Origin of the sequence: Thermus brockianus (assembly GCF_001880325.1) — a bacterium.
Lineage (GTDB): Bacteria > Deinococcota > Deinococci > Deinococcales > Thermaceae > Thermus > Thermus brockianus.
This window is the reverse complement of sequence record NZ_CP016312.1, coordinates 1,995,204-2,020,102: the sequence shown is the minus strand read 5'-3', so window position 1 is coordinate 2,020,102 and position 24,899 is coordinate 1,995,204. Positions and strand designations below refer to the sequence as shown.

General features: G+C 66.3%; 24 protein-coding genes and 2 pseudogenes. 18 read left to right on the top strand and 8 right to left on the bottom strand.

The window, feature by feature from the left end:
* The gene (locus A0O31_RS10895) at window positions 1-1,479 is read left to right on the top strand and encodes an aldehyde dehydrogenase family protein (protein WP_071677857.1); all 1,479 of its coding nucleotides are present in this window, start codon (window positions 1-3) and stop codon (window positions 1,477-1,479) included.
* On the opposite strand, the gene mfd is transcribed toward A0O31_RS10895, so the two are convergent.
* Together mfd and A0O31_RS10885 are read right to left on the bottom strand one after the other, a co-directional pair.
* On the bottom strand, window positions 1,476-4,412 hold the full coding sequence (gene mfd, locus A0O31_RS10890; RefSeq protein ID WP_071677986.1) for a transcription-repair coupling factor: 2,937 nt from the start codon (window positions 4,410-4,412) through the stop codon (window positions 1,476-1,478). The genes A0O31_RS10895 and mfd overlap by 4 nt on opposite strands.
* A 23-nt stretch (window positions 4,413-4,435) precedes the next feature.
* Window positions 4,436-5,271 (bottom strand): annotated as a pseudogene (locus tag A0O31_RS10885) (DegV family protein).
* A 60-nt stretch (window positions 5,272-5,331) separates the two neighbouring features.
* Between A0O31_RS10885 and A0O31_RS10880 the strand changes: the two are divergent.
* The 4 genes and pseudogenes from A0O31_RS10880 to A0O31_RS10865 all read left to right on the top strand — a co-directional run bounded on the left by A0O31_RS10880 (window position 5,332) and on the right by A0O31_RS10865 (window position 9,235).
* Window positions 5,332-5,910, top strand: coding sequence for a pyroglutamyl-peptidase I (locus A0O31_RS10880; protein ID WP_071677856.1), 579 nt, complete (start codon window positions 5,332-5,334; stop codon window positions 5,908-5,910).
* Window positions 5,907-6,959 carry a glycosyltransferase family 4 protein gene (locus A0O31_RS10875; RefSeq protein ID WP_071677855.1) on the top strand — a complete coding sequence of 351 codons (1,053 nt, stop codon included), beginning with the start codon at window positions 5,907-5,909 and terminating at the stop codon, window positions 6,957-6,959. Before A0O31_RS10880 ends, A0O31_RS10875 begins: the two co-directional genes overlap by 4 nt.
* On the top strand, window positions 6,952-8,025 hold the full coding sequence (locus tag A0O31_RS10870; protein ID WP_071677854.1) for a glycosyltransferase family 4 protein: 1,074 nt from the start codon (window positions 6,952-6,954) through the stop codon (window positions 8,023-8,025). Before A0O31_RS10875 ends, A0O31_RS10870 begins: the two co-directional genes overlap by 8 nt.
* Window positions 8,025-9,235: pseudogene (locus A0O31_RS10865) on the top strand (glycosyltransferase family 4 protein). Before A0O31_RS10870 ends, A0O31_RS10865 begins: the two are co-directional and overlap by 1 nt.
* Here A0O31_RS10865 and A0O31_RS10860 read toward each other — a convergent pair.
* The gene (locus A0O31_RS10860; RefSeq protein ID WP_071677853.1) at window positions 9,174-9,857 is read right to left on the bottom strand and encodes a glycosyltransferase family 2 protein; all 684 of its coding nucleotides are present in this window, start codon (window positions 9,855-9,857) and stop codon (window positions 9,174-9,176) included. The pseudogene A0O31_RS10865 and the gene A0O31_RS10860 sit on opposite strands and share 62 nt — an antisense overlap.
* 14 nt (window positions 9,858-9,871) lie before the next feature.
* Here A0O31_RS10860 and A0O31_RS10855 point away from each other — a divergent pair, with 14 nt between their 5' ends.
* A complete protein-coding gene (locus tag A0O31_RS10855; RefSeq protein WP_071677852.1) occupies window positions 9,872-11,038 on the top strand; it encodes an MFS transporter in 1,167 nt (388 codons plus the stop codon).
* Complete coding sequence (locus A0O31_RS10850; protein ID WP_071677851.1) at window positions 11,029-12,195, top strand: polysaccharide deacetylase family protein; 1,167 nt, start codon at window positions 11,029-11,031, stop codon at window positions 12,193-12,195. Before A0O31_RS10855 ends, A0O31_RS10850 begins: the two co-directional genes overlap by 10 nt.
* On the opposite strand, the gene mnmC2 is transcribed toward A0O31_RS10850, so the two are convergent.
* Window positions 12,119-12,772 (bottom strand): tRNA (5-methylaminomethyl-2-thiouridine)(34)-methyltransferase MnmC2, encoded by a 654-nt coding sequence (gene mnmC2 / locus A0O31_RS10845; protein ID WP_071677850.1) that lies wholly within the window; start codon window positions 12,770-12,772, stop codon window positions 12,119-12,121. The two genes, A0O31_RS10850 and mnmC2, sit on opposite strands and share 77 nt — an antisense overlap.
* An 18-nt stretch (window positions 12,773-12,790) precedes the next feature.
* Between mnmC2 and A0O31_RS10840 the strand changes: the two genes are divergently transcribed.
* The 7 genes from A0O31_RS10840 to A0O31_RS10810 are packed head-to-tail and all read left to right on the top strand — an operon-like array spanning window position 12,791 to window position 19,406.
* Entirely contained in the window at window positions 12,791-13,534 is a 744-nt protein-coding gene (locus tag A0O31_RS10840) for a DUF554 domain-containing protein (protein WP_071677849.1), read from the top strand.
* 10 nt (window positions 13,535-13,544) lie between these two features.
* Window positions 13,545-13,814: an Asp-tRNA(Asn)/Glu-tRNA(Gln) amidotransferase subunit GatC gene (gatC, locus tag A0O31_RS10835; protein WP_071677985.1), complete on the top strand. Its 270-nt coding sequence runs from the start codon at window positions 13,545-13,547 to the stop codon at window positions 13,812-13,814.
* Between the two features lie 2 nt (window positions 13,815-13,816).
* A complete protein-coding gene (serS, locus tag A0O31_RS10830; RefSeq protein WP_071677848.1) occupies window positions 13,817-15,085 on the top strand; it encodes a serine--tRNA ligase in 1,269 nt (422 codons plus the stop codon).
* A complete protein-coding gene (menC, locus tag A0O31_RS10825; protein ID WP_071677847.1) occupies window positions 15,076-16,185 on the top strand; it encodes an o-succinylbenzoate synthase in 1,110 nt (369 codons plus the stop codon). Before serS ends, menC begins: the two co-directional genes overlap by 10 nt.
* On the top strand, window positions 16,158-16,955 hold the full coding sequence (locus A0O31_RS10820; RefSeq protein WP_071677846.1) for a GNAT family N-acetyltransferase: 798 nt from the start codon (window positions 16,158-16,160) through the stop codon (window positions 16,953-16,955). Before menC ends, A0O31_RS10820 begins: the two co-directional genes overlap by 28 nt.
* Window positions 16,921-18,030 (top strand): amidohydrolase family protein, encoded by a 1,110-nt coding sequence (locus A0O31_RS10815; RefSeq protein WP_071677845.1) that lies wholly within the window; start codon window positions 16,921-16,923, stop codon window positions 18,028-18,030. Before A0O31_RS10820 ends, A0O31_RS10815 begins: the two co-directional genes overlap by 35 nt.
* A complete protein-coding gene (locus A0O31_RS10810) occupies window positions 18,030-19,406 on the top strand; it encodes a chloride channel protein (protein WP_084720329.1) in 1,377 nt (458 codons plus the stop codon). The genes A0O31_RS10815 and A0O31_RS10810 overlap by 1 nt, the downstream gene beginning before the upstream one ends.
* Here the strand turns inward: A0O31_RS10810 and A0O31_RS10805 are convergent.
* Window positions 19,294-19,956, bottom strand: a complete 663-nt coding sequence (locus tag A0O31_RS10805; RefSeq protein WP_071677844.1) for a PIG-L deacetylase family protein — start codon at window positions 19,954-19,956, stop codon at window positions 19,294-19,296. The two genes, A0O31_RS10810 and A0O31_RS10805, sit on opposite strands and share 113 nt — an antisense overlap.
* Window positions 19,957-20,014: 58 nt before the next feature.
* Here A0O31_RS10805 and aroH point away from each other — a divergent pair, with 58 nt between their 5' ends.
* Entirely contained in the window at window positions 20,015-20,383 is a 369-nt protein-coding gene (aroH, locus tag A0O31_RS10800; RefSeq protein WP_071677843.1) for a chorismate mutase, read from the top strand.
* A gap of 1 nt (window position 20,384) precedes the next feature.
* On the opposite strand, the gene A0O31_RS10795 is transcribed toward aroH, so the two are convergent.
* Window positions 20,385-21,977, bottom strand: a complete 1,593-nt coding sequence (locus tag A0O31_RS10795) for an aldehyde dehydrogenase family protein (protein ID WP_071677842.1) — start codon at window positions 21,975-21,977, stop codon at window positions 20,385-20,387.
* 37 nt (window positions 21,978-22,014) lie between these two features.
* Between A0O31_RS10795 and A0O31_RS10790 the strand changes: the two genes are divergently transcribed.
* From A0O31_RS10790 to A0O31_RS10780, 3 genes are all read left to right on the top strand, one after another.
* The gene (locus A0O31_RS10790; protein WP_084720341.1) at window positions 22,015-22,377 is read left to right on the top strand and encodes an EamA family transporter; all 363 of its coding nucleotides are present in this window, start codon (window positions 22,015-22,017) and stop codon (window positions 22,375-22,377) included.
* A gap of 33 nt (window positions 22,378-22,410) precedes the next feature.
* A complete protein-coding gene (locus tag A0O31_RS10785) occupies window positions 22,411-23,346 on the top strand; it encodes a transposase (protein WP_038032168.1) in 936 nt (311 codons plus the stop codon).
* Window positions 23,347-23,451: 105 nt separating this feature from the next.
* Window positions 23,452-23,901, top strand: coding sequence for a DMT family transporter (locus tag A0O31_RS10780; protein ID WP_084720328.1), 450 nt, complete (start codon window positions 23,452-23,454; stop codon window positions 23,899-23,901).
* Here A0O31_RS10780 and coaD read toward each other — a convergent pair.
* Both coaD and A0O31_RS10770 read right to left on the bottom strand, forming a co-directional pair.
* On the bottom strand, window positions 23,898-24,377 hold the full coding sequence (gene coaD, locus A0O31_RS10775; protein WP_071677841.1) for a pantetheine-phosphate adenylyltransferase: 480 nt from the start codon (window positions 24,375-24,377) through the stop codon (window positions 23,898-23,900). The genes A0O31_RS10780 and coaD overlap by 4 nt on opposite strands.
* On the bottom strand, window positions 24,378-24,893 hold the full coding sequence (locus tag A0O31_RS10770) for an RsmD family RNA methyltransferase (protein WP_071677983.1): 516 nt from the start codon (window positions 24,891-24,893) through the stop codon (window positions 24,378-24,380).
* Window positions 24,894-24,899 lie beyond the last annotated feature (6 nt).

The following is a 24,899-nucleotide window of genomic DNA, read 5'->3' as shown; positions in this document are numbered from 1 at the left end:
ATGATCATCAACGTCCCGCGTCAGATTGACGACTTCCTGAGCCGTGTTGGAGCGCTTTACATTGGCGGAAGGTTCGTTGAAGCGGCAGACGGGGAGCGTTTCCCCGTCCTCAACCCTGCTACCAAGGAGGTCCTCGCCTGGGTGGCGCGGGCCAAAGCTCCCGATGTAGACCAGGCTGTTCTAGCTGCTGAAAGGGCCCTTCAAGGCTCTTGGGGACGGACGAGCCCCGACGAAAGGGGCCGATTGCTTTTCCGGCTCGCGGAACTAATAGAGGAGCACGCCGAAGCCCTGGCCATTCTAGAAGCCCTTAACGTTGGCAAGCCCTATATTGAGGCTCGGACCGCAGATGTTCCCCTGGCTGCACAACACTTTCGTTATTTTGCCGGATGGAGTACCAAATGGTCCGGGGAAGTCCTCCCAGTCTCTCTCCCAGGAAACTACCTTGCCTATACCCGGCGCGAACCCCTAGGCGTGATCGGGGCAATTACCCCTTGGAACTTCCCTCTACTCATTGCGAGCTGGAAGTTAGCCCCTGCCCTCGCTGCAGGGAACACCGTGGTGTTAAAACCTTCTGAGCTCACCCCCCTTACCGCCTTATACCTTGCTGAACTCATCGAAGCTGCTGGCTTCCCCAAGGGGGTGGTAAACATCGTACCGGGTTACGGTCCCGAAGCAGGAGAGGCCCTCGTTCTGCATCCAAGGGTGGCGAAGATATCCTTCACGGGTTCACCTGAGGTCGGCAAGGCTATCCTCAAAAAGTCGGCAGACCAGCTAAAGCGTGTCACCCTAGAATTGGGAGGGAAGTCTCCCAACATTGTATTGGAAGATGCGGATCCACAAAAAGTAGTCCGTGGCGTACTATTTGCCGCCTTCTTTAACCAGGGCGAAGTCTGCGCTGCTGGTAGCCGCCTTTTTGTACCCAAAAGCTACCTGGACACCTTCATGAACACGTTCTTGGATGCCGTTAAAAACATCCGCCAAGGGCACCCTCTAGATCCGGCTACCCAAATGGGGCCGCTAATCAGCGAGGAACATAGAGCACGGGTACTCAACTATATTCGGAAAGGAAAAGAGGAAGGCGCTGAACTTCTATTGGGTGGAGAGCCCAACCCTTCGCTTACGGGATTCTACGTCAAGCCTACGGTTTTCCTGGCCGAGGATCGCCACACGATTGCGCAGGAAGAAATCTTCGGACCTGTTCTCACCATTCTCCCTTACGAGAAATTAGATGAGGCCGTTCAGCGGGCAAACGCAACGCGCTACGGCCTAGCTGCGGGCGTCTGGAGCGAAGACCTAAAGCAAGCTATCCGCGTAGCCCACAGCCTAAAGGCGGGCACCGTTTGGGTCAACGGCTACCTTCTCCTAGATGCCACCAGCCCTTGGGGCGGCTTCAAAGAAAGTGGCTTGGGTAGGGAAATGGGCCACTATGCCTTAGAACACTATACGGAAGTCAAAAGCGTCTGGCTAAACTTGAGCTAACGGTCTGCGAAAAGAAACAGCGTTTCCATTAAGGCTTCGGGATAGTCCCGGGGCCTTAATCCTTTCTTTTCCAGGCGGAAGCCGGGAGGGTACTGGGTGATCTCCAGGCGGAAGGGAAGGCCTTTGAGCCCCCGGGCATCGTAGTCCAAGGGCCAGTAGCCAAAAACGGCCTGCAGGTGGGTGAGGTCCTCGGTGAGGGAAACCACCCCCTTGCGCTCGGCCACCAGGCGGAGGCGGGCCAGGTTCACGAAGTTTTCCGCCTCCTCGGGCAAGGGGCCATACCGCTCCTTAAGCTCCCGCACCAGCCGGGATAGCTCGGCCAGGCTCCTCGCCTCGGCGAAGCGGCCGTAGTAGCGGCTTCGCGCCTCGAGGCTCCCCACGTATTCCGCCGGCAGGCGGGCGGAAAGGGCCAGGTCCAGGGTGACGTGGGGCCTTTCCTCCTTGGCCTCCCCCTTGAGCTTGCGGATGGCTTCCTCCAGGAGGTCCGTGTAGACCTCCAGGGAAAGGGCGCGGATGTGCCCGTGCTGCTCGGGGCCCAAAAGGTTCCCTACCCCCCGGATCTCCATGTCCCTCTCCGCCAGGAGGTGGCCGGAGCCCAGGTCGGAGAGGTCGGCAATAGCGTTAAGGCGCTTCTCCGCCGCCTCGGTAAGCCTAGGCGGGTGGAAGAGGTAGGCATAAGCCTCCTGGTCCCGGCGGCCCACCCGGCCCCGTAGCTGGTACAGGGTGGCGAGGCCCAACCGGTCCGCCCGCTCAATGAGGATGGTGTTGGCCTCGGGCACGTCCAGGCCAGACTCAATAATGGTGGTGGCCAGGAGCACGTCGTAAGCCCCTTCGGCGAAGAGGAGCATGGTTTCCTCCACAAGGCCTTCCGGCATCTGGCCGTGGACCACGCCGATGCGGGCCTCGGGGACCAGGTTTTCCAGGTAACGCCGCCTGGCCTCAATGGAGGCTACCCGGTCGTGAACGTAAAAGACCTTGCCGCCCCTTTCCAGCTCCTGGAGGATAGCCTCCCGCACCAGGAGGGGGTCAAAGGGGGCGAGAAAGGTGCGGATGGGCTTCCGCCCCGGGGGTGGGGTCTGGATGCTGGAGAGGTCCTTTAGGCCGACCAGGGCGCTATAAAGGGTGCGGGGGATGGGCGTGGCCGAGAGGTAGAGGGTGTCCACCTCCGCCTTGAGCTCCCGGATCCTCTCCTTCTGGGCCACACCAAAGCGGTGCTCCTCGTCCACGATGAGGAGGCCCAGGTCCCTGAAGCGCACATCCGGCTGGAGGAGGCGGTGGGTGCCGATGACGATGTCCACCCCCCCTTCCGCCAAGCCCTTGAGGATCTCCGCCTCCTCCTTCTCCGGGGTGAAGCGGGAAAGCACCGCCACCCGCACGGGTAGGCCTTGGTAGCGCTTGCGGAAGGTCTTGCCGTGCTGTTCAGCGAGCAGGGTGGTGGGGACCAGGAAGGCCACCTGGGCCCCGTGCCCCACCACCCGGTGGGCGGCCCTTAGGGCCACCTCCGTCTTGCCGAAGCCCACGTCCCCCGAAACCAGGCGGTCCATGGGGTGGGGGCTTTCCAGGTCCCTTAGAACCTCCTCCAGGGCCCGCTTCTGGTCAGGGGTGAGCTCGTAGGGAAAACCCTTCCCAATGAGGGGGTCCCAGTCCGGCAGGGGGGGAAAGGCCCGGCCCGGGGTGGCCTTGCGCTTGGCCTGTAGGACAAGGAGGCGGGCCGCAAGCTCCTCCACGTCCTTCCTTGCCCTTTCCTTGGCCCGTTGCCACTCGTTCTTGCCCAGGGAGGAGAGCTCCGGGGGGTCATCCGTGGTACCCGGATGCCGCCTGAGGAGGGGTAGCTGTTCCACGGGAAGGTAAAGCCGCCCTTCTCCCTTGTAGCGGAGGACCAGATAGTCCCGCCTGGCCCCCAGAACCTCCCGCGTTTCCAAGCCCAAAAACTGGCCGATGCCGTGCTCGGGGTGGATGAGGTAGTCCCCTGGGGTAAGGGCCCCCGGGTCGGTAAGCCCCTCCCCCCGGCGCAGCCTTGCCCGCACACCCCCGGTGGCGAAGACCAAGGCCTCGGTGAGGAGGACATGCTCCCCCCACTCCGCCCCCCCTTCAAAGGCCCCTGGGAGGAGGGAGAGGCGGCCCTTGGGCCCCGGAAACCGCTCCACCACCTGGGGCTCAAAGGCCGCAAGGCGCCTCCGCAAGTACTCCAGGGTGCGGGCATGGCCCACGAAGAGGTGGACCCGCTTGCCCTCCCCAAGCCAGCGGGCCAGGTCCTTCTCCAAAGCCTTCAGGCTCCCCCGGTAGGGAGGGAGGGGGCGCACCCCGAGCTCCAAGGGAGGAAACTCCACCCCGCTCCCCAGGGCCACCAGGGGCCGCCCCTCCAGGAGGGGCCAGAGGGCCTTGGGGGCCAGGGCGGGGGTGTCCAGGTAAACGGGTCCCGGGAAGTGGCGGATCTTATGGCTTTGGAAACCTTCCGCCTTTCCCGGCTTGGGCAGGAGGACGTGGCGGCGCCTTTCCGTCCCCGCTACCAAGAGCCTTTCCAGCTCGTCCCCAAAGAACTCCAGCCGCACCTCCCCGAGCTCCAAAACCTCCCCCAGGACCCGGTAGTCCTCGTCCCGGGCGTAGCCCATCTGGAGGAGGCGGGAAAGGAGGGCTTCCCGCGGGTAATGCCGCCCCACCTCCAGGACCAGGCGCCAGGCCTCGGGGTCCTCGGGGAAGGGAGCCAGGGCTTCCCCGTAGGAGAAGACGAAGAGGGCCTTCTCCTCTAGGGCCTCGAGGCCCGGGTTCACGTAGACGGGTACCCCAAAGGCGGAGAGGTCCTGGTAACGCCTTACGCGTTCTTCCGGAACCAGGAGCACCGCAGGGGGCGCTTCCCGGGCAAAAAGCCAAGCTGCCCCCACCTGGGGCAGGTTTAGGCGGTGGCCATAGAAGGTGCGCAGGAGGGTATCCATGGGCTGGCCCAAAGGGCCACCCGTCATTCTACCGAATAGGCGTGCACGGCCAACGCCCCTAGGCCCACGTTGGCGGCGATGGTGGCCCCTGAACGGGTGATGCGGCCCCGTTCCAGGCGCAAGGCGCTTTCCAAACCCTTCTTCAGCCCCTCAATCCACTCCGCCTTGGCATCGGTGTGGGCGATGGTGATGCGGGCGGTGCGCCCCCTAAACTCGTCCAGCACCAATCGGGCCAAGGCCTCAGGCACGGCGTTTTCCCTAGCCACTTTAAGGAAGCGGATATGCCCCTTCTCAATGCGGAGGATGGGCCGAAGGCCCAAAAGGTTCCCCACCACCTCCCCAAAGCGGGGCAGGCGGCCGTTGCGGGCCAGGTGGGAAAGGTCGGCCACGCTAAAATAAAGGCTGGAACGCTTCAACCGCTCCAGCTCCCGCACCACCTCCTCTTCCTCCGCCCCCCTTTCAGCATCTCCACCGCCCGGAGCACCATGGCCCCAAGCCCGGCGGAAACCATACCCGAGTCCACCACCCGGATGCGGGTGGGGGCCACCTTCAACGCCGCCTCCCGGGCTCGGTCCACGGTCTTGGAAAGCTCTCCAGACACGTGGATGGAAAGGAGGCGGTCAAAAACCTGAAGGTACCGCTCGTAAACCTCGGCGAAGTCCTCCACGCTGGGGGGCTCGGTAACGGGCTCAGCCCCCGCCCGCATAGCCTGATAAAGGGCATCGGGGGTGAGCTCTTGCCAATCCTTGTACTTGCGCCCGGCCAGGTGGACGTAGATGGGCACAAGACCCACCGCCTCCTCCTGAAGCACTTTGGGGGATAGGTCCGCCGCGGTGTCGGTCACAAGACCCAGTTCCACGCCCACCATCTTATACCGCGTCAAAGGAAAGGGTACTATAATGGCCGCTTGGGTTAACGCATGGTCTTGCTTACCGGCTTTGAACCCTTCGGCGGCCTAAGGCACAACCCTTCCGCCGCCCTCCTCTCCCTCCTTCCCCGAAGCATCGGGGAAAAGCCCATCCAGACCGCCCTCCTTCCCGTGGACACCGGGGCGCTGCCGGAAGCCCTGCGGGCCCTTTATGCCCGAAATCCCAAGGCCGTTTTGCACCTTGGCCTAGCGGAAAACCGCCCCCTCATCACCCTGGAACGCCTGGCCGTCAACCTCCTGGACTTTGAACGGCCGGACAACAAGGGCGTCCTCAAGGAGGACGAGGCGGTGGTTCCGGGCGGGCCTCTGGCCCTCCCCGCCCGTTTCCCTGTCAAGGAAGGGGTGCGGCGGCTACGCGAAGCGGGCATCCCCGCCCGGGCAAGCCTTTCCGCAGGAAGCTACCTGTGCAACCAGGCGTTTTACCTCTCCCTTTATCACCTGCCCGTAAGCGTCCCCGTGGCCTTCGTCCACCTGCCGCCCGACGAAACGCTGGCGTTGGAAAGGGGCGGGCCCTACGTACCCCTGAGGGAGCAAGCCCGCGCCGTGGAAATCCTTTTGGAGATGCTGTGAAGGTCCTCTTCCTTACCGACGCCAAGACCATAGGGGGAAGCGAGGTCTACCTTAAAGAAACGCTGCCGCGACTTAAGGCCCTTGGGCTTTGCCCTGAGGCCGCCATGCCCGCTACCCCGGGCAACCTTCCCATACGCCAAGCCCTGGCCCAAGCGGGTATCCCCGTACACGCCTATACCCACCTAGGGGCGGTGCCTCGAGGCTTTGACCTCGTGGTGGCCTCGGCCTGGTACCCCCAAAGCTACCGTGCTTTTTACAAACGATTTCCTGGTCTAATCCCCCTCGTGCATGACCAAGTGGAAATCTTTTATCCTTTCGGGGGGCGCTACCTCTATCGGTTAGGTTACCGCTTGCTCCAAGCTCCCAACCTAAAACGGGCGCAAGCGGTCCTCACTGTCTCCCGCTGGGCGGCCAGATGGCTAAGGGAGGTTCACGGGGTAAGGCGGGTTTACCCCGTCCCTAACGGGGTAGACACGGAGCGCTTCCGTCCTCCACTCCCCGGGGAAAAGGAGGCTCTGCGGGCACGCTACGGCCTGGAAGGAAAGGTGGTTCTGGTACCGGCCCGGATGAGCCCGGAAAAGAACCACCTTGCACTCCTGCTAACCGCCAAGCTCCTTCCCCATGTCACCTTCCTGCTCGTGGGCACAGGGGAATTGCTCCGCCTTTGGCAGGGGGTTGCCCGTAGCCTTCGCCTCCGAAACGTGCACTTCCTAGGGCGCAGGGAAGATATGCCCGAGCTCTACCGGGCTGCCGATGCCATGTGCCTTCCCACCTTAGGGGAAAACCAGTCCCTGGCCACCCTCGAGGCCATGGCCTCGGGGCTTCCCATCGTCACCACCCCCATTCCCGCTCAGAGGGAACTCATAGCACACGGGGTGGAAGGGTTTCTTGTCCCTCCTCTTCCCTGGCGCCTTGCCCCAGCTCTGCAACAGGCCTTCGCCCTTCCCGAGCTCGGAGCCAACGGGCGTACACGCATTCTCCGCGAGCATACCCTCCAAGAAGCAGCCACGAACCTAAGGGAAGCACTTTTGGAGATTGTTCATGCTTAACGTAGCTTTCTTAACCGATGCACCTAGGGTTGCGGGAAGCGAAATATGGTTGCTGGAAACCCTTCCGCACCTGCCCAACTACGGGGTCCGACCCGTCGTTTACCTACCGCAGAACCCTAGACTGGCTTTTCTCATTCAAGCGCTCAACGAACGGGGCGTACCTACCCAGACCTACACCCACCCTAAGCAGCTCGTCACCCTGACCCAAAAAGCCCACGTGCGTGTCGTCCAGGCGTGGTTCCCATCTACGTACGCACTCCTGGCCCACTTACCCCGTCCCAGGAGCGTATTCCTCCACGACCAACTGGAATACCACTATCCCTTGGGCCTAAAACATATGTACCGCTTCGTTTACCAAATCACGAAAGCCCGCAGGGTAGCTGCCGCCGATGGCATCTTTGTAGGCACGCACTGGGCTGCTCAATACGTGCGCCGCCACTTCGGGTTAGAAGCCCGAGTAGTCCCCGTGGGCGTTGATCCAAAGCGCTTCCATCCCCCAACTCCAGAAGAACGAGCTTCCCTGCGCAAGAAGCTAGGGCTTACCCGCTTCACGGTCCTCACGCCCGCACGTTTTACCGTAGAAAAAAATCAACTTTCCATCGTTCTTGCAGCACGCCACGTGGAAGCGGACTTCCTCCTTATAGGCGAAGGCACCTGGATGTACCCCCTCCGTTGGCTTGCCCAAGCTCTAAGGAGGCCCAACGTGCGTTTCCTTGGGAGGAGAAACGATGTGGCCGAGTTCTACAAAGCCGCCGACGCCGTCCTCTTCCCCACGCTTGCTGACAATCCGGGCCTCGTGATCCTGGAGGGCATGGCCTCGGGCCTTCCCGTCATCGCTAGCGCACATCCTCCTCAAAAAGAGGTCCTCTCGCCCAACGAAGGGCTCCTCATAAATCCCTCCCCACGGGCCATCGTGGAAGCCATTCGCTGGCTCATGACCCACCCCCAAGAGGCCGAGCGCCTAGGCAAAAACGGAAGGGAACGCATTTTGAGGGAAAGGACCAACGCCCTTAGCGCCTGGACCCTGGCCCAGGAGCTGGAGAAACTGACGTTAGAATCTAGCTAATGCGTCTTTACCGCGTGGGCCTCTTCACCGACGTCTACTTTCCCAACCCCAACGGGGTGACCACGAGCGTCTACCTCCTCCTTCGGGAACTGCGCCGGATGGGGCACGAAGCCTGGGTGATTGCCCCCAGGCACCCCGAGGCCCCCCAAGGGGAGGAGGGGGTGGTGCGGGTGCCCTCGGTGGCCTACCCCTTTTATGAAGGCCAGCAGATCGCCCTGCCCTCCGCCAAGTACCTGCCCACGGAGTTTGAGCTGATCCACACCCACACCCCCCTCACCCTGGGGGTCTGGGGGCTCCGCATCGCCCGCAACAAGGGCCTACCCCATGTGTCCACCTTCCACACCCACTACGAGAAGTACGCCCACTACGTGCCGGGCCTGGCCATCCTGGACAAGTACACCGGCATCGTCCCCCGCCTGGCCAAGGCCTTCTACAACCGGGTAGAGGTGGTGATCGCCCCCACGGAGCCTGTTAAGCGCCTGGCGGAAAGCTACGGGATAGAAAGGCCCATCCGGGTCATCCCCACGGGGATTGACACGCGGCTTCTGGAGGAAGCCCCCCTCCCCTCTCCCTCCCCTTGGCCCGAGGGCAAGCGCCGCCTCATCACCGTGGGCCGCCTGGGGAAGGAGAAGTCCTTTGACGTGGTGCTGAAGGCCGTGGCGGAGCTGAGCCGGCAAGCGGAGGTTTTTCTCGTCCATATCGGCGAAGGGCCCGAGCTACCTGCCCTCCAAGCCCTGGCCCACGAACTAGGCATCGCCGAGCGGGTGCGCTTCCTGGGCCCGGTACCCTACCACCGCATCGGGGGCTACTACCGCCTGGCGGAGCTTTTCATCTTCGCCAGCGAGACAGAAACCCAGGGCCTCGTCATCTGGGAGGCCCAGGCCATGGGGGTCCCGGTGGTGGCGGTGGGGGCGGAAGGGGTTTTGGAAGGGGTGGAGGACGGCAGGACGGGCCACCTGGTGCCCCCGGGGATTACCGGGCCCTGGCGGAAAAAGCCCTTGAGCTCCTGCAGGACGAGGCCAAACGGCAGAGGATGGCCCTCCAGGCCCGCGCCTGGGCCATGGAGCGCTCGGCGGAGCGCATCGCCGAAAGGATTGTAGCGGTCTACGACGAGGCGAGCGAGATCCTAAGGGCCGAACCTAGGCGGCTTATCTTTCCCTTTCCCCGCCTTCCCCGAAGTAGCCTCGAGGATCGCCCAGGAGGTTTCTAGCCTGCCTAAGGAGAAACCTCCCCCACCCTCCCTTGAGCCTCCGGGCCGAGGTGAGGACCAAGGCCTCGGGCACGTAGCGCACCGGGCCAAGCCGGGCGAGCTTGTAGCCCAAAAGCACGTCCTCCCGGGCCTCCACCTCGGGGAAGCCCCCCACCCGGAGAGCGGCCTCCTTGAGGACCATCATGTTGGCTCCCGCCAGGTTGGGCTTTCCCAAAAGGGCCATGAGGCGCAGAAAGGCCCGGTAGCCCCACTCGGAAAAAGCGGCTTCCCAAGGGGAAACGCCATAGAAGCGCAAGGGACCATAGAGGGCCAAAGCGCCCTCCGCCCGGCGTGCAAGGGAAGCGAGCCAGTGGGAAAGGGGCCTGGAGTCGGCGTCGGTCATGGCCACCCACTCCCCCCGGGCGGCCAGGAGCCCCGCCTGGCGGGCGTGGGCCACCCCTTTTCGGGCGCAGTGGACCACCCGCACCCCAAAACCCTCCGCCACCTCCCGGGTGCGGTCGGTGGAGGCGTTGTCCACCACGATGACCTCAAAGGGGGGAAGGGACTGGGCCAGGATGGCCTCGAGGGCCCCGGCCAGGTAAGCCTCCTCGTTGTGGGCGGGGATCACCACGCTGATGCGCACGGGTATACTCTAGCGTGTTTCGCCTATTGCCGTGGGCCAGGGAAGGCCTTTCCGTCTTCCTGCGCCTCGTCTTGGCCGTGGGCCTCATGGAGGGGGTAAGGAGCGGGTTTTTCGCTGGGCTTATGCCCTTTTACGCCCCCGAGCGCCTCCACCTGGGCCCCGCCGTCTTCACCCTGGCCTACACCCTCCACCAACTGGCGGAAAACCTCTCCAAAAGCTTTGGCGGCCTTCTGGCGGAGCGGGTGGGCTTCGGCAAGACCGCTAGCCTAGCGGGAGGGGTGGGGCTTCTGGTCCTCTTCCTCACCCCCCAGGCGGAAGCCGCCTGGATCCTCTGGGCCTTGGCCACCCTCTGGGGCCTCTCCCTCTCCACCCTCTACCCGGGGCTCATGACCCTGGCGAGCCGCATCGCCGTGCCCGGGCGGGAGGCCAGGGCCCTTTCCTTCACCCTCACCCTGGTCCTGCCCTGGGCGGGCATCGGCCTCGTGGGGGTGGGGCAGGTGGCCCAACGCCACCCCGAGGCGGCCCTCACCCTTCTCCTCCTGGCCCAAGGTATAGCCCTCCTCCTCACCCTAAGCCTTTTCGCCTTCCGCATCCCCCTGCCGCCCCCGAAGCGGGAGGCGTACCCTTGGGGCCGCCTTCTCCTTTTCCTTCCCGCCGCCTTCGGCCAGACCTTCGCCCCCGCCCTGGTATCCCTCTCCCTCCTCCGCTACGCCAAGGAGCGGTTCGGCCTCGAGCCCTTGGCCTTAGGAGGCTTCCTCCTCCTCGGAGGCGGGCTCGCCTTTGGCCTCCTGCCCCTTACGGGCAGGCTGGTGGACCGCCGGGGCTACCGCCTGGCCCTTTTGGGAGGACTTTTCCTCCTGGGCTTCGCCATGTTGCGCCTGGCCTCCACCCAAAGCCTGGCCGAGGTGGCCCTCCTCGCCGTGCTAGGGGGGGTTGGCTTTAGCCTTTTCCTGCCCGGATGGAACGGGTTCTTGGCCAAGAACCTGCCCGAGGAGAACCGGGCCGCCATCTGGGGCGGGCTCATGACCGTGGAGGGGCTAGGGGTGGCCTTGGGGCCTGCGGCAGGGGGGGTGCTGTGGCAAGCCTTTGGCCCGCAAGCGCCCTTCGTGGCGGGTAGCGCCATCTTCTTCGCCCTAAGCCTCTTCTATGCCTTCGTTCTCGGGAGAGTGCGATGGAGCTAGCCCTGGGCCTCATCCTCCTCCTCTATGGCCTTTCCGACCTCCTTTTCCGCTTCCTCGGCCTCGGCGCCTATGCCCACGGAAGCCGGCGCGAGGCCAAGGTGGCCCTCACCTTTGACGACGGCCCTTCGGAACGGACCGAAGCCCTCCTCGCCCTCCTCCGGCGCCACGGGGTGAAGGCCACCTTTTTCCTCACGGGGGAAAGGGCGAGGGCCCACCCCCACCTGGTGGAGGCCATCCGGAAGGAAGGGCACCAGGTGGAGGACCACGGGGCGTACCACCGGGCCTTAGGGCTTCTCCTCCCCTGGGTGGAGTGGCGGCACATGGCGCAAAACCCCGCCCGGTACTACCGCCCGCCCCACGGCCTCCATACCCCCTTCACCCGGCCCTTCGCCCGGGCCCTAGGCAAGCGCATCGCCCTTTGGGACCTGGAAAGCAAGGACTGGCTTCCCCTTTCCCCCGAGGCCCTGGCGGAAAGGCTCCTTTACTACCTGCGCCCGGGCTCGGTGGTCCTCCTGCACGATGGGCCCGAGCGCACCCTAAGGCTTTTGGAAATCGCCTTGCCCAAGCTGCTCGCCCTGGGCTACCGGCCCGTGACCCTGGACGAGCTGAAGCCCCTTCCCCTCACCCCCCGGCTCGCCCTTATCCGGGGCCTCCAGGGGCTCGAGGAGCGCTACAACCTCCGCCACCGGGTGGCGCGGGCGGGGCTTGGCCCCTTTGACCTCTTCCGGGTGGAGAAAAAGCCCTTCCCCGGGCCGAGCCTCCCGGGCCTGCCTAAGGGAACCCCCGCCCTGGAGCTCCATCTGGAAAGCCAGCGGGCCATGGAGCTCACCCCCTTGGAGGCCATCCGCCACACCCGGGAAAGCCTCAAGAAGGTGGCCGCCCTCGTGGCCCAGGACCCCGAGATAGGGCTCGTGTACGGCTATAGCTCCCTGGCCCCCGGCGGGAGGCTCTTTGGCTTCCAAACCGCCCCCCTCCCCCTCCTCCCCCGCCTGGTGGCGAGCCTGGCCAGCGCCTGGTTCTACTGGCTTTACCGGGGGGAGCTCCCCAAACGGGAAAACCTCTGGGCAAGCCTCGCCTACCTCAGCCGGGAGGAGCTTTTACGGCGATTCCCACCGTCCACTCCCGCTTCCCTACCCCTGGAACCCGGTGAACGCTAAACCCCGCCCCTTGGAGGGCCCGGCGGAAGGCCCCTTGCGCCGAGTAGGTGGCAAGGCGTCCTCTCGGCCTGAGGGCTTGGCGAAGCCTCTGGAGGACCGGGGGTTCCCAAGCCTCGGGGTTCACTTTGGGGCTAAAGGGGTCTAGAAACACCGCCGTGGCCCAGGCCCGGGGCAGGGCCACCTCCCGGATATCCCCAAAGAGGAGGCGGAGCTCCCCCCAAGGCCCCGCAAAGCGCTCGGCGGGCCAGGCCTTAAGGATCTCCGCAAACACCCCTTCCGCCCGGGGAAGGGGAAGGGCAAGCCGCAAAAGGACCTCCCGGGGCAAGGGCTCTTTCTCCACCGCCAGGTAGCGGAGCCTCACCCCCCTCGCAAGGGCGCTTTCCAAGGCCGCCCGGAAGTTCACCCCCAGGCCGAAGCCCACCTCGAGGACCCTAGGGGCCGGGTGCAGGTGGGTCAGGGTCTTCTCCACGTAGAGCCTGCGGGCCTGCAGGAGGGCCCCCTGCCGGGGGTGGTAGGCCTCCCGGTAGCGGGGATGGTACAGGGTGGGGGTCCCGTCCGCCGTGAGGAAGCGCTCCATCCTGCATAGAATACCCCCATGGAGCTTAGCCTTTGGGACAAGCTTTCCGGAACCTTGGTGAACACCCTTACCGTGGTGGTGGGCACGGGGCTTGGGCTCCTCCTCCGGGGCCGGCTTCCCGAGCGCATGGCCCGCATCATGGTCCAGGGGGTGGGGCTCACCACCCTCTTCATCGGGCTCTCCATGGCCCAGGCCCTGGGCCGGGCCAAGGGAGGGGCCCTAGACGGGGTGGTCCTGGGGCTTATCGCCCTGGTGGCGGGGGGGCTTCTGGGGGAGTGGGCCCGGGTGGAGGACGGCCTGGAGGGCCTAGGGGAGAAGATCAAACAGGCGGTGCGGGGGGGAGGGAGCTTCACCGAGGGCTTCGTGGCGGCAAGCCTCCTCTTCTGCGTGGGGCCCATGACCCTCCTCGGCTCCATCCAAAACGGCCTCACGGGGGATGCGAGCCTCCTCCTCCTCAAGGCCACCCTGGACGGCATGAGCGCCATCGCCCTCACGAGCTCCTTCGGGATCGGGGTGGGGTTTAGCACCCTGGTGATCCTCCTCTACCAAGGGGGGGTGGCCCTCCTGGCGGGCACGCTCAGCCAGGCCCTCCCCGACCCCGCCCAGGACCCCCGGGTCCTCCTCACCACGGGGGTGGGGGGGCTGATGGTCCTTGGGGTCGGGGTGAACCTCCTGGGGCTCACCAAGGTGCGGGTGGGCTCCTTCCTCCCCGCCCTCCTCCTCGCCCCCCTCGTGTGGTGGCTCGCCGAGCTCCTGACGTAGAATGCCCACCATGGAGCTTTCCCTTGACCTCCTGCGCAAGCTGGAGGAGCTTGCCAAAATCCGCCTTTCCGAAGAGGAAGAGCCCCTCCTCCTCCAGGACCTGAAGCGCATCCTGGCCTTCGTGGACGCCCTCCCCCAGGTGGAAGGGATAGAGGACGAAACCCCCGCGGGCCGCCTGCGGGAGGACGAGCCCGCCCCTTCCCTCTCCCAGGCCGAGGCCCTGGCGCTCGCCCCCGAAAGGGAGGAGGGGTTCTTCCGCGTGCCCCCCGTTTTGGAGTAGCCATGGTGGACCTAAAGCGCCTGCGCAAGGAGCCCGAGGTCTTCCGCAAGGCCATCCGGGAAAAGGGTATCCCCTTGGACCTAGACGCCCTCCTGGCCCTGGACCAGGAGGTGCAGGGCCTAAAGCAACGCCTCCAGGACCTGCAGACGGAGCGGAACCGCATCGCCAAGGAGGTGCCCAAGGCCCCCCCGGAGGCCAAGGAGGCCCTCATCGCCCGGGGGAAGGCCTTGGGGGAGGAGGCGAAGGGGCTGGAGGAGGCTTTAAGGGAAAAGGAAGCCCAGCTCATGGAGCTCCTCCTCCAGGTGCCCCTTCCCCCTTGGCCCGGGGCCCCCATAGGGGAGGACGACAGCGCCAACGTGGAGATCAAGCGGGTGGGAAGCCCAAGGGCGTTTTCCTTCCCGCCCCTGGACCACGTGGCCCTCATGGAGAAGAACGGCTGGTGGGAGCCCCGGATCAGCAAGGTATCGGGAAGCCGCTCCTACGCCCTAAGGGGCGACCTCGCCCTCTACGAGATGGCCCTCCTCCGCTTCGCCATGGACTTCATGGCCAAGCGGGGCTTCCTCCCCATGACCCTTCCCTCCTACGCCCGGGAGATGGCCTTCGTGGGCACGGGCCACTTCCCCGCCGCCCGGGACCAGGTCTGGGCCATCGCCGGCACCGACCTCTACCTCACGGGCACGGCGGAGGTGGTCCTAAACGCCCTCCATAGCGGGGAAATCCTGGCCTACGAGGAGTTGCCCAAGCGCTACGCCGGCTACGCCCCCGCCTTCCGCTCGGAGGCGGGGAGCTTTGGCAAGGACGTGCGGGGGCTTCTTCGGGTCCACCAGTTCCACAAGGTGGAGCAGTACGTGCTCACCGAGGCGAGCCTCGAGGCCTCGGACCAAGCCTTCCAGGAGCTCTTGCAAAACGCCGAGGAAATCCTAAGGCTTTTGGAGCTCCCCTACCGCCTCCTAGAGGTCTCCACCGGGGACATGGGCCCGGGGAAGTGGCGGCAGGTGGACCTGGAGGTGTTCCTCCCCTCGGAGGGGCGCTACCGGGAAACCCACTCCTGCTCCGCCCTCCTGGACTGGCAGGCCCGGCGGGCGGGGCTCCGCTACCGGGACCCCGAGGGCCGGGTCCAGTACGGCTACACCCTCAACAACACCGCCCTCGCCACCCCCCGCATCCTGGCCATGCTCCTGGAAAACCACCAGCTGGAGGACGGAAGGGTGCGGGTGCCCGAGGCCCTGGTGCCCTACGTGGGGAAGGAGGTGCTGGAGCCGTGCGGCTAGAAGGGGCGGAGCTTAGGATCCTGGAGCTTCCCCTGAAGTTCCGGTTTGAGACGAGCTTTGGGGTCCAGACCAAGCGCACCATCCTCCTCCTAAGGCTCTTTGGGGAGGGCCTCGAGGGCCTGGGGGAAGGGGTGATGGAAAGGCTTCCCCTTTACCGGGAAGAAACGGTGGAAGGGGCCCGCTACCTCCTGGAGGAGGTCTTCCTGCCCGAGGTCCTGGGCAAGGTCTTCCCGAACCCCGAATCCCTCGGGCAAGCCCTCTCCCCCTTCCGGGGAAACCCCATGGCCAAGGCGGTATTGGAGATGGCCTTTTACGACCTCTATGCCAAGGGCCTCTCCAAGCCCCTTTACCAGGTCCTGGGCGGGGTGCGGGAATGGGTGGAGGTGGGGGTTTCCCTGGGCATCCAACCCACGGTGGCGGACACGCTGAAGGCGGTGGAAAGGCACCTGGACCAGGGCTACCGCCGCATCAAGCTCAAGATCAAGCCGGGCTGGGACTACGAGGTCCTGAAGGCGGTGCGCCAGGCCTTCCCCGAGGCCACCCTCACCGCCGACGCCAACTCCGCCTACCGCCTCGCCGACTTCGCCCGCCTGAAGCGCCTGGACGAGCTGGCGCTGGACTACATTGAACAGCCCCTGGGCTACGACGACATCCTGGACCACGCCAAGCTCCAACGGGAGCTCGCCACCCCCATCTGCCTGGACGAAAGCCTCACCTCCAAGGAGAAGGCCAGGAAGGCCATTGAGCTTGGGGCGGGGCGGGTCTTCAACATCAAGCCCGCCCGGCTTGGGGGGCATACGGAAAGCCTCAAGGTCCACGCCCTGGCCGAGGCCGCCGGCATCCCCTTGTGGATGGGGGGGATGCTGGAGGCGGGGGTGGGGCGGGCCCACAACCTGCACCTGGCGAGCCTGCCCGGTTTCACCAAGCCGGGGGACGTGAGCTCGGCGAGCCGCTACTGGGAGGAGGACATCGTGGAGGAGGCCCTTGAGGCCCAAGGGGGCCTCATGCCCGTGCCCCAGGGGCCGGGGATTGGGGTGCACCTGAAGCTTCCCTTCGTGGAGCGGATCACCCTATGGAAACGGTACTTGTCCGCGAGCTAAAGGGCTGGGAGGAGCTGGAAGGGGTGGTGGCCCTCCAGGAGGCCATCTGGGGGCGGGACGCCCGGGACCTGGTGCCCCGGGGCCTCCTCATCGCCAGCCAGGACGAGGGGGGGCTGGTGGCTGGGGCCTTTGTGGAGGGGCGGATGGTGGGCTTCGTCTTCGGCTTCCCCACCGCCGACCCCACCCGGCACCACTCCCACATGCTAGGGGTCCTGGAGGCCTACCGGGGCACGGGGGCGGCCCTGCTCCTCAAGCGCTTCCAGCGGGACTGGTGCCTGGCCCGGGGCGTGCGCCAGGTGGTCTGGACCTTTGACCCCCTAAGGGGGGTGAACGCCAACTTCAACCTCAGGAAGCTCGGGGCCACCGCCAGGACCTACCTCCCGGATCACTACGGCCCCATGACCGGCATCAACGCCGGGGCCCCTTCGGACCGGCTTCTGGCCGAGTGGGACCTGCTTGCCCCAAGGGTCTACGCCCGCATCTACGCCCCGCCCTCCCCGCCCAAGGCGGAGCGCCTTCCCCAAGCGAACCGGGTGGAAGAGGAGGTACCCCTAGAAGCCCGCCTGGACCTGGAGGCCCCGCGGCTTCTCTTCCAGATCCCCGAGGACTGGGGGAGGATCCTTCGGGAAGACCCCGCCCTGGCCCTGAGGTGGCGGGAGCATAGCCGCCAGGTCCTCGGCCACTACTTCACCCGAGGCTACGTGGCGGTGGACTTCCTGCGCCACCCAAACCGCTATGTTCTGGCTAAAGACGGAGCTCTGGACCGCTGAGGTGGTCTACGCCGGCTTCGGCACCCCCATGCTCCGGGGAGCCTTGGCGGTGCAGGGGGGGCACGTGGTGGGGGTGGGAAGCCTCGAGGCGCTCCAGGCCCGCTTCCCCGGGGCGCCCGTGGTGGCGAAGGGGAAAGCCCTCCTTCCCCCGCCCGTGAACGCCCACACCCACCTGGACCTAAGCCTCCTGCCCCTTTACCAAGGGCCTTTTGCCGGCTTTCTCCCCCACGTGGTGGCCCACCGGGAGAAGCGGGGGCTTTTGGGGGCGAGGCGGGGGCTAGAGGAGCTTCTGACAAGCGGGGTAGGCGCCTTCGCCGACATCGTCTTTAAGGACGAGGTGATGGACTTCCTCCTCCTGGAAAGCCCGCTTCCGGGCGTGGCCTTCTACGAGGTCTTCGCCCCGGACCCCAAGGAGGCCGAGGAGGTCTTCGCCCGGGTGAAGGCCAAGGTGGAGGGGTGGCGGAGGCGGGAAGGAAGGGTAAAGGTGGGGCTTTCCCCCCACGCCCCCTACTCCGTAAGCCCATCCCTCCTTAAGCGGCTTGCCCAGTACGCCCAGGCCGAGGGCATCCCCCTGATGGTCCACGTGGCGGAAAGCCCGGAGGAGGTGGCCTTCCTCCGGGAGGGAAAGGGGCCCTTAGCGGAGGTATACCGCCGCTTTAGCCCAACCCCCTTCACGCCCCCGGGCCTCACCCCCGTGCGCCACCTCCACGCCCTGGGAGTCCTGGGCCCCCATACCCTCCTGGTGCACGGGGTGCAGGTGGACGAGGAGGAGGTGGCCCTCCTGGCCGAAACCGGGACCAAGGTGGTGCTTTGTCCCCGTTCCAACCAGAACCTGGAGGTAGGGGAAGCCCCCATCCCCCTCTACGCCCGGTACGGGGTGGAGCTCGCCCTGGGCACGGACTCCCGGGCCAGCAGCCCCGACCTGGACGTGCGCCAGGAGGCCCTTTTCCTCTGGGGCAAGGTGGACCCCCGCCTCCTGGTGCGGGCCCTCACCCGAGGGGGGTACAGGGCCTTGGGCCTCGCCACGCCCCGGATCACCCGGGGAACGCCCGTTTCTCTGGTACACTCCCTCTGATGCGCCCTTCGGGCCGCGGCCCCCACCTTTCCCTGCCCCCCTTCTGGGACGAGGAGGTGCGCCAGACGGGGCCCCTCATCCTCTACAGCGCCTTCACCGGGGCTCTGGCGGGGCTCTCGGTAGCCCTGCTGAACCTGGCCCTCCGGGCCCTGGCCGAAGGGGTGGGTGGCCTTTTCGGCTACCTGGCCCCTGAGCCCCCGGGGGAAGGGGGGCTTCTCCAGGCCTTCACGGGGCCGGGCCTCTGGCCCCTGGCCTTCCTCCTTCCGCCCCTTTACGCCCTCACGAGCTACCTGGGCACGGGGCAGGGGCTTGCCGCCCTCCTGCGCCGGGTGCGGGAAGGGACCCCAGCCCCCTGGCTCACCCACCCCCGGGCGGTGCTGGGCGGAACGTTGCAGATCGCCCTCTACTCCCCCATGGGCCGGGAGGGGCCTTTTGGGGTTTTAGGCCTTTGGCTTGGCCTCCTCCTGGACCGCCGCTTTCCCCGCCTGGGCGGGGGACTGGCCTTTGCGGGGCTGGCCGCTGGGCTTGGGACCGCTTTCCACGCCCCGGTGGCGGGGGCTCTCCTGGCCACGGAAATCCTTTACCGCTCGCTCCTCCTCGAGGCCCGCGCCCTCACCCCCGCCCTCATCGGGGCCCTTTCGGGCTTTGCCGTCTACGGGGCCTTCTTCGGCTACGAGCCCCTTCTCCCCTTTCCCGTGAGCCTGGACGTGGCAAGCCTCCCTGCGGGCCTTCTCCTCGGGGTTCTGGCCGCCGCCTTGGCCACCTTGTGGACCGAAGGGGGAAAGGCGGTTTCCGCCTGGCTCAAACCCCTCCCCTTCCCCCTCCGCCACGCCCTTTTGGGCCTTGCCCTCGCCCTCGCCCTCCTCTTCCTCCCAGAGGCCTTGGGAAACGGCCTCGGCTGGGTGGCGGTGGCCACCACGCCCCTTCTCGCCCCTTGGGCGCTCCTTTACCTCCTTCTCGCCAAACTCCTCCTCCTCATCCTCGCCGTGGGCGTGCGGGCCTATGGGGGGCCCTTCACCCCAGCCCTGGTCCTGGGAGGGCTTTTGGGGGCGCTCCTCTCCCGCCTGGCCGGCCCCTTTGACCTGCCGGCCGAGGCCCTGGCCCTGGCGGGCGGGGTGGCGGTCCTGGCAGGGGTAGCCCGGGCCCCCTTCGCCAGCCTGGCCCTGGCGGCGGAGTGGGGCGGGTACGCAAGCCTGCCGTTGGCGCTACCCGCCGTCTTCCTGGCCTACGCCCTTACCCCCGCCCACGACCCGGAGGAGGGCCTTAAGGAAGCGCCGGCCACGCCGGAGGGCTCTCCGTCTGAAACGCCTCCGCAAAGCGAACGCCCGCCTCGAGGCCCAGAAGCCGCCGCCGGGCCCGAAACTCCTCCAGGCTGAAGGGCCAACGGTAAAACTCCCGGTAGAAGGCAAAGACCGCCTCCGCCACCTCCTGCGTGGGGGTGGTGTCCACGTAGACCAAGGGGCGGGCCAGCTCCTTCCTGGGGTAATGGTAGAGCCTCACGGGCTTCCGGTGGGCTTCCCCCACCAGCTTGGGGATACGGCAGAGCTTTAGGGCGGAAAGCACCGCCTGGTGGGTGGCCCGGTGGTCGGGGTGCACGTCCAAGGGGTCCCAGGTGAGGACGGCGTCGGGGCGGAACTCCGCCATGATGCGGGCTAAGGCCAAAGCCTCCTCCCTCCCCCCGGTGAGGAGGGTGTCGCCAAAGGGCAAGAAGCGGTACACGGCGCCGATGAGCCCCGCCACATGGGCCCCGTGCCCCTCCCGCACCCGCGCCACCTCCTCAGGGGGGGCGTCGCCGAACTGGCTCGCAAGCTCCCCCCTGGTCATCCAGACCAGCATCACCTGGTCGCCCCTTCGGGCGTGGAGGGCCAGGGTCCCCGCCGCACCGATCTCGTCATCGGGATGGGCGAACACGGCGAGTAGGTTCATGGGCTAGAGTCTACCCGCCTTGCCCGGGAAGGGGGAACCCCTTAGGATGGGGCCTAATATGGTACGGGGTATACGGGGCGCCATCACCGTGGAGGAGGACACGCCCGAGGCCATTCACCAAGCCACGCGGGAACTCCTCCTGAGGATGCTGGAGGCCAACGGCATCCGAAGCCACGAGGAGCTCGCCGCCATCATCTTCACCGTGACGGAGGACCTCACCTCCGCCTTCCCAGCGGAGGCCGCCCGGCAGATCGGCATGCACCGGGTGCCCCTCCTCTCCGCCCGGGAGGTGCCGGTGCCGGGAAGCCTGCCCCGGGTCATCCGGGTCCTGGCCCTTTGGAACACCGACACCCCCCAGGACCGGGTACGCCACGTCTACCTGCGGGAAGCGGTGAGGCTCCGCCCCGACCTGGAAAGCGCCCAGTAACCTAGAATCCAAGCACCTGGGCCCATGGGGTGGGCTCCTTGGGGCTCACGTAGCCCGTGTCCATCTGGGCGAGCTGGAGCCGGCCCGAATACTCTTCGTTCACCGCATGCCAGTAGGTGTACTCCTCAATCACCCAGATGCCCGACTCCCGGGCCCCGTTGCCGCTCGCCTTCACCCCGCCAAAGGGGAGGTGGGCCTCGGCCCCCACGGTGGCGTTGTTGATGCTGGTCATGCCCGCCCGGATGCCCACCTTGAAGAGGTAGGCCCAGTGGCGGTGGTTGGTGTAGATGGCGCTAGAAAGGCCGTAGGGCGTGGCGTTGGCCACCCGGATGGCCTCCTCAATCCCGTCCACCTTTACCAGGTTGATGGTGGGGCCGAAGATCTCCTCCTGGAACTGGCGCATGCCGGGGGCTGCCTCCCAAACCGTGGGCCAGCCATAAAGCCCCGCCTCGGGGTCCCCTAGGAACCGGGGGTAGGGGTTGTCCCGGGTAATGCGCCCCCGGCCGAAAAGGAGCGTGGCCCCGTCTTCCCTACCCCTGGCGTAGTGCTCCTCCCAGCGGCGGAAAAGCCTTTCGTTGAGGAAGGGCCCGTAGGTGACCTCGGGGTGGAGGAGGGGGTTGCCCACCACCGTGGCCTCGGTGCGCTCTAGAAAACGCTTTTTAAAGGCTTCGTAAATGGGGGCGTCCACCAGGATGTTCCCGGCGCTGGTGCACCGTTGCCCTCCCGTGGCGAAGGCGCTCCACCAAGCCCCCTCCACCGCCAGGTCCAGGTCGGCGTCCCGCATGACCACCAGGGGGTTCTTGCCGCCAAGCTCCAGGGTGGGCCGGATGAGGTTCCGCCCCGCCACCTCCCCGATCCAGCGCCCCACCTGGGTGCTCCCCGTGAAAGCGAACTTGTTCAATAGCCCCTCGTCCATAAGCTCCACCAACCACTGCCCGGTGGAGCCCTTACCCCCGCCGAAGACCACGTTGATGACCCCAGGCGGCAGGCCCGCCTCCTCAAAGAGCTTGACGAAGACATAGGAGAGGGTGGGGGAGTCGTCCGAGGGCTTCCACACCACGGTGTTTCCCGTGAGGACCGCCGGGATGAGCTTCCAGCTGGGCACGGCGATGGGGAAGTTGCCGGCGGTAATCATGCCCACCACCCCCAGGGGCCTGCGGAAGGTGAAAAGCTCCTTGTCCCGCATCTCGCTGGGCACGGTCTGGCCGTACAGCCTACGCCCCTCGGAGGCGAAGAAGAGGGCGGTGTCTATGGCCTCCTGCACGTCCCCGCCCGCCTCCTTGAAGGTCTTCCCCACCTCCCGCACCATGAGGCGGGTTAGGGTGGGCTTTTCCCGCTCCAGGATCTTCGCCAGGTTGAAAAGCACCTGGCCCCGCACCGGGGCCGGGGTACGGCTCCAGACCTCAAAGGCCTCCCGGGCCTTAAGGGCCGCCTTGCGCAGGGTATCCTTGGTGCCCTCGGGGAAGCGGGCCACCAGGTCTTCCCGGTCCGAGGGGTTGGGGCGCTCCAAGGCTTCCCCTTCCCAAACCTCCTCGCCCCCGATGAGGTGGCCGAACTCCAGGGTGTTCCCGTACTTGGCGGAAAACGCCTTCATGCTGACCTCCAAGGGGATTTTAGCGGATACTGGGCGCATGCCGCCCCACCGCGACCCCTTGGTCTACCTGCCCCCCTTCCTTTGGGCGCTCAACGTGGTGGCCTCCCGCTTGGCCATGGGCGAGGTGGGCCCAGCATGGGGCTCCTTTTTGCGCTTTGCCCTCGCCCTGCCCTTCTTCCTCCTCACCCTGCGCCGCCTACCCTCCCTCCAGCCCCTAGGCCAGACCCTTTTCCTGGCCTTAAGCGGGGTGGCGGTGTTCAACCTGGTCTTTTTCTCCGGGGTGCGGCTCGCCCCGGCCTCGGATGCGGCGGCGGTGGCCGCCCTTTATCCCCTCTCCACCGCCTTCGCCTATAACCTTTACTTCCCCCCCCTTTCGGATATTCAATGCATACCCCCTTGACAAGCCAAAGGAAAAGGGGGCGCTTGGTGAGCTGTGGAAGCACACCAGACGCCCCCTTCCATCCTACCCCTGCCCCTGGAGGAACTGGTCCCCCTGCTCCAGGCATGGCTCCAAGCCCGCTTGCCAGAAGGGGAGAGAAAACCCGGCAGGCCCAGGACCTTCTCCGACCTCAGCCTCTTTCTCTTCCACCTGGTCCGCGCCCTCCTGGGCTTCTCCAGCGAACGCATGCGCCGGGAACTGGCCCGCAACCCTAGGCTCCGCAAGCGCCTCGGTCTAGAGCGCGTTCCCTCCTCTGCCACCCTCAGCGAGCGGAGCCGGAAGCTACCCTGGCCCCTCCTGCGGGGAGGGAAGCGGGTGGGCCGGGGGAGGCGGGTGCTGGCCATGGACGCCACCCTTCTCCCCGCCCAGAGGTCGGATGGGGAGGCGGCTTGGGGCGTGGGCTCGGATGGGGGCTGGGTTTATGGGTACAAGCTCCACCTCCTCGTGGACCTGGACACGGGGGAGGTGCTGGCCCTACGGGTGACCCCGGCCTCATGGCACGACTCCCCGGTGGGGCGGGGGATGCTCTGGGGGGTGGAGAGGTTTCCTGGGGAGAAGCCCCCCGTGGTGGTGGCGGACGCGGCCTACGAGGGGGAAGCCAACTTTCGGTTGACGAGGAGGCGAGGGATGCTTCTGGTGACGGGGCATAACCGGAGACGGGGAAGGCCAAAGGGGAGGGGGCGGCTTTTGAACCTGCGGCGGCGGGGGAGAGGTGCGTACCGGAGGCTTTTGGGGCGGCGGTGGGAGCTGGAGACGGTCTTTGGTCTGCTGAAGGGGCCGATGGGGCTGGTGGGGGCGGTGGGGAGGGTACGGGGGCTGAAGGCGGTGGCCCTGCAAGTGGAAGCTTGGGTGATGGCCTGGAGCGTGGTGGCCCAGCTTCTTGGGCAGGCGGGTCTGCCCATCACCCGGGTGTTGCGGGCGGTGGCGTGAGGTGAGTACGCAGGTGAATATCCGAAAAGGGGGCTTTACTTCCGCAAGCCCTTTTCCTCCAAACTCCTTCTCGGGCTTCTCCTTTCGGGAAGCGGGGTCGTCCTCTTGGCCTTGGGCCACGCCGCAGGCGGGGGTAAAGACCGGCTTCTCGGGGACCTCCTCCTGGTTTTGGCTGCCCTCCTTTGGGGCATCTACAGCGTGGGGGTCACCCTGGCAGTTAGGGGGCGGGAACCCCTGGAGGTCACGGCGGCCAGCATGCTCCTAGGAAGCCTCCTCCTCTTTCCCGTGGCCCTCTTTTCCCCGTTCGGAGCGGCAAGCCTGAAAGGGTGGGCCGCCCTCCTCTATACCGCCTTGGGCGGCGCTTTCCTCGCCTTCACCCTTTGGGGAAGGGTGCTCCAGCGCCACCCCGCAAGCCTGGTGGCGCCCTTCATGAACCTGACCCCTGCGCTCGCCCTCCTCCTGAGCCTCCTCCTCCTGGGGGAAGCCCCCAAGGGGATGGACCTCCCGGGGCTTCTCCTCATCGGCCTCGGGGTCTACCTTACCCAACGGCGTTAGCCAAACTTGGCCTTTAGGGCCCGGAGGGTGGCGGGGGGCACCAGCTTGGAAACATCCCCCCCGTAGCGGGCGATTTCCTTCACCATGGTGCTGGAGACAAAGGAGTAGCGGGTAGCGGCCAGAATGAAAAGGGTTTCCAGCCCCGGCAGGAGCTGGCGGTTGAGGTGGGCCATCTGGAGCTCATACTCGTAGTCGGAAACCGCCCTGAGGCCCTTCACGATGGCCTGGGCCCCCATCCGCTTCACGAAGTCCACCAGGAGGCCGGAGAAGGTGTGGGCCTCCACGTTCTGCAGGTGGGCGGTGGCCTCCCGGATGATGCTGAGGCGCTCCTCGGCGGTGAAGAGGTACTGGCCCCGCTTGTTGGGGTTTTCCAAGACGGCCACGGTCACCTTGTCAAAGAGGCGGCTCGCCCGCTGGATCACGTCCAGGTGGCCGTTGGTGAGGGGGTCAAAGCTTCCGGGATAGACCACGTGCATTCATACCTCCACGAAGGTAAGGGCGTTTTCCCCGTAGGCCCGCCGCTCCCCTAGGGGAAGCCGGAGGTCCTTGGGATGCTGCAGAATGTAAAGTCCGCCTTCCTCCACCAGACCGCTTTCCAAAAGGGCCTGGAAGGCCGCCACCAGGTCCAAGGGATAGGGCGGGGCCATGAAGGCCACGGTGTAGCGCTCCCCCTTGGCCCTCGCCTCGGGCAGGAAGACCTCCACGGGCAAGGGCACGATGCGCACGGGAAGCCCCGTGCGCCGGGCGTTCTCCTTGAGGAGGCGGACGGCCTCCGGGTCCTTTTCCACCAAGGTGGCCTGCCAGCCCTCGCTGGCGGCCTCGAGGCCCACCGCCCCGCTCCCCGCATAGAGGTCCAAAAAGCGCCCCTTGCCGGGGTAGCGAAGGCGCAGGTAGTCAAAGAGGGCCTTCCTTAGCCGCACCGGGGAGGGCCGTGCCGAGGCGGGCACCTTGAGGGGCACCCCCTTGGCCTTGCCGCCCAGAATCCTCACCACGCCCCT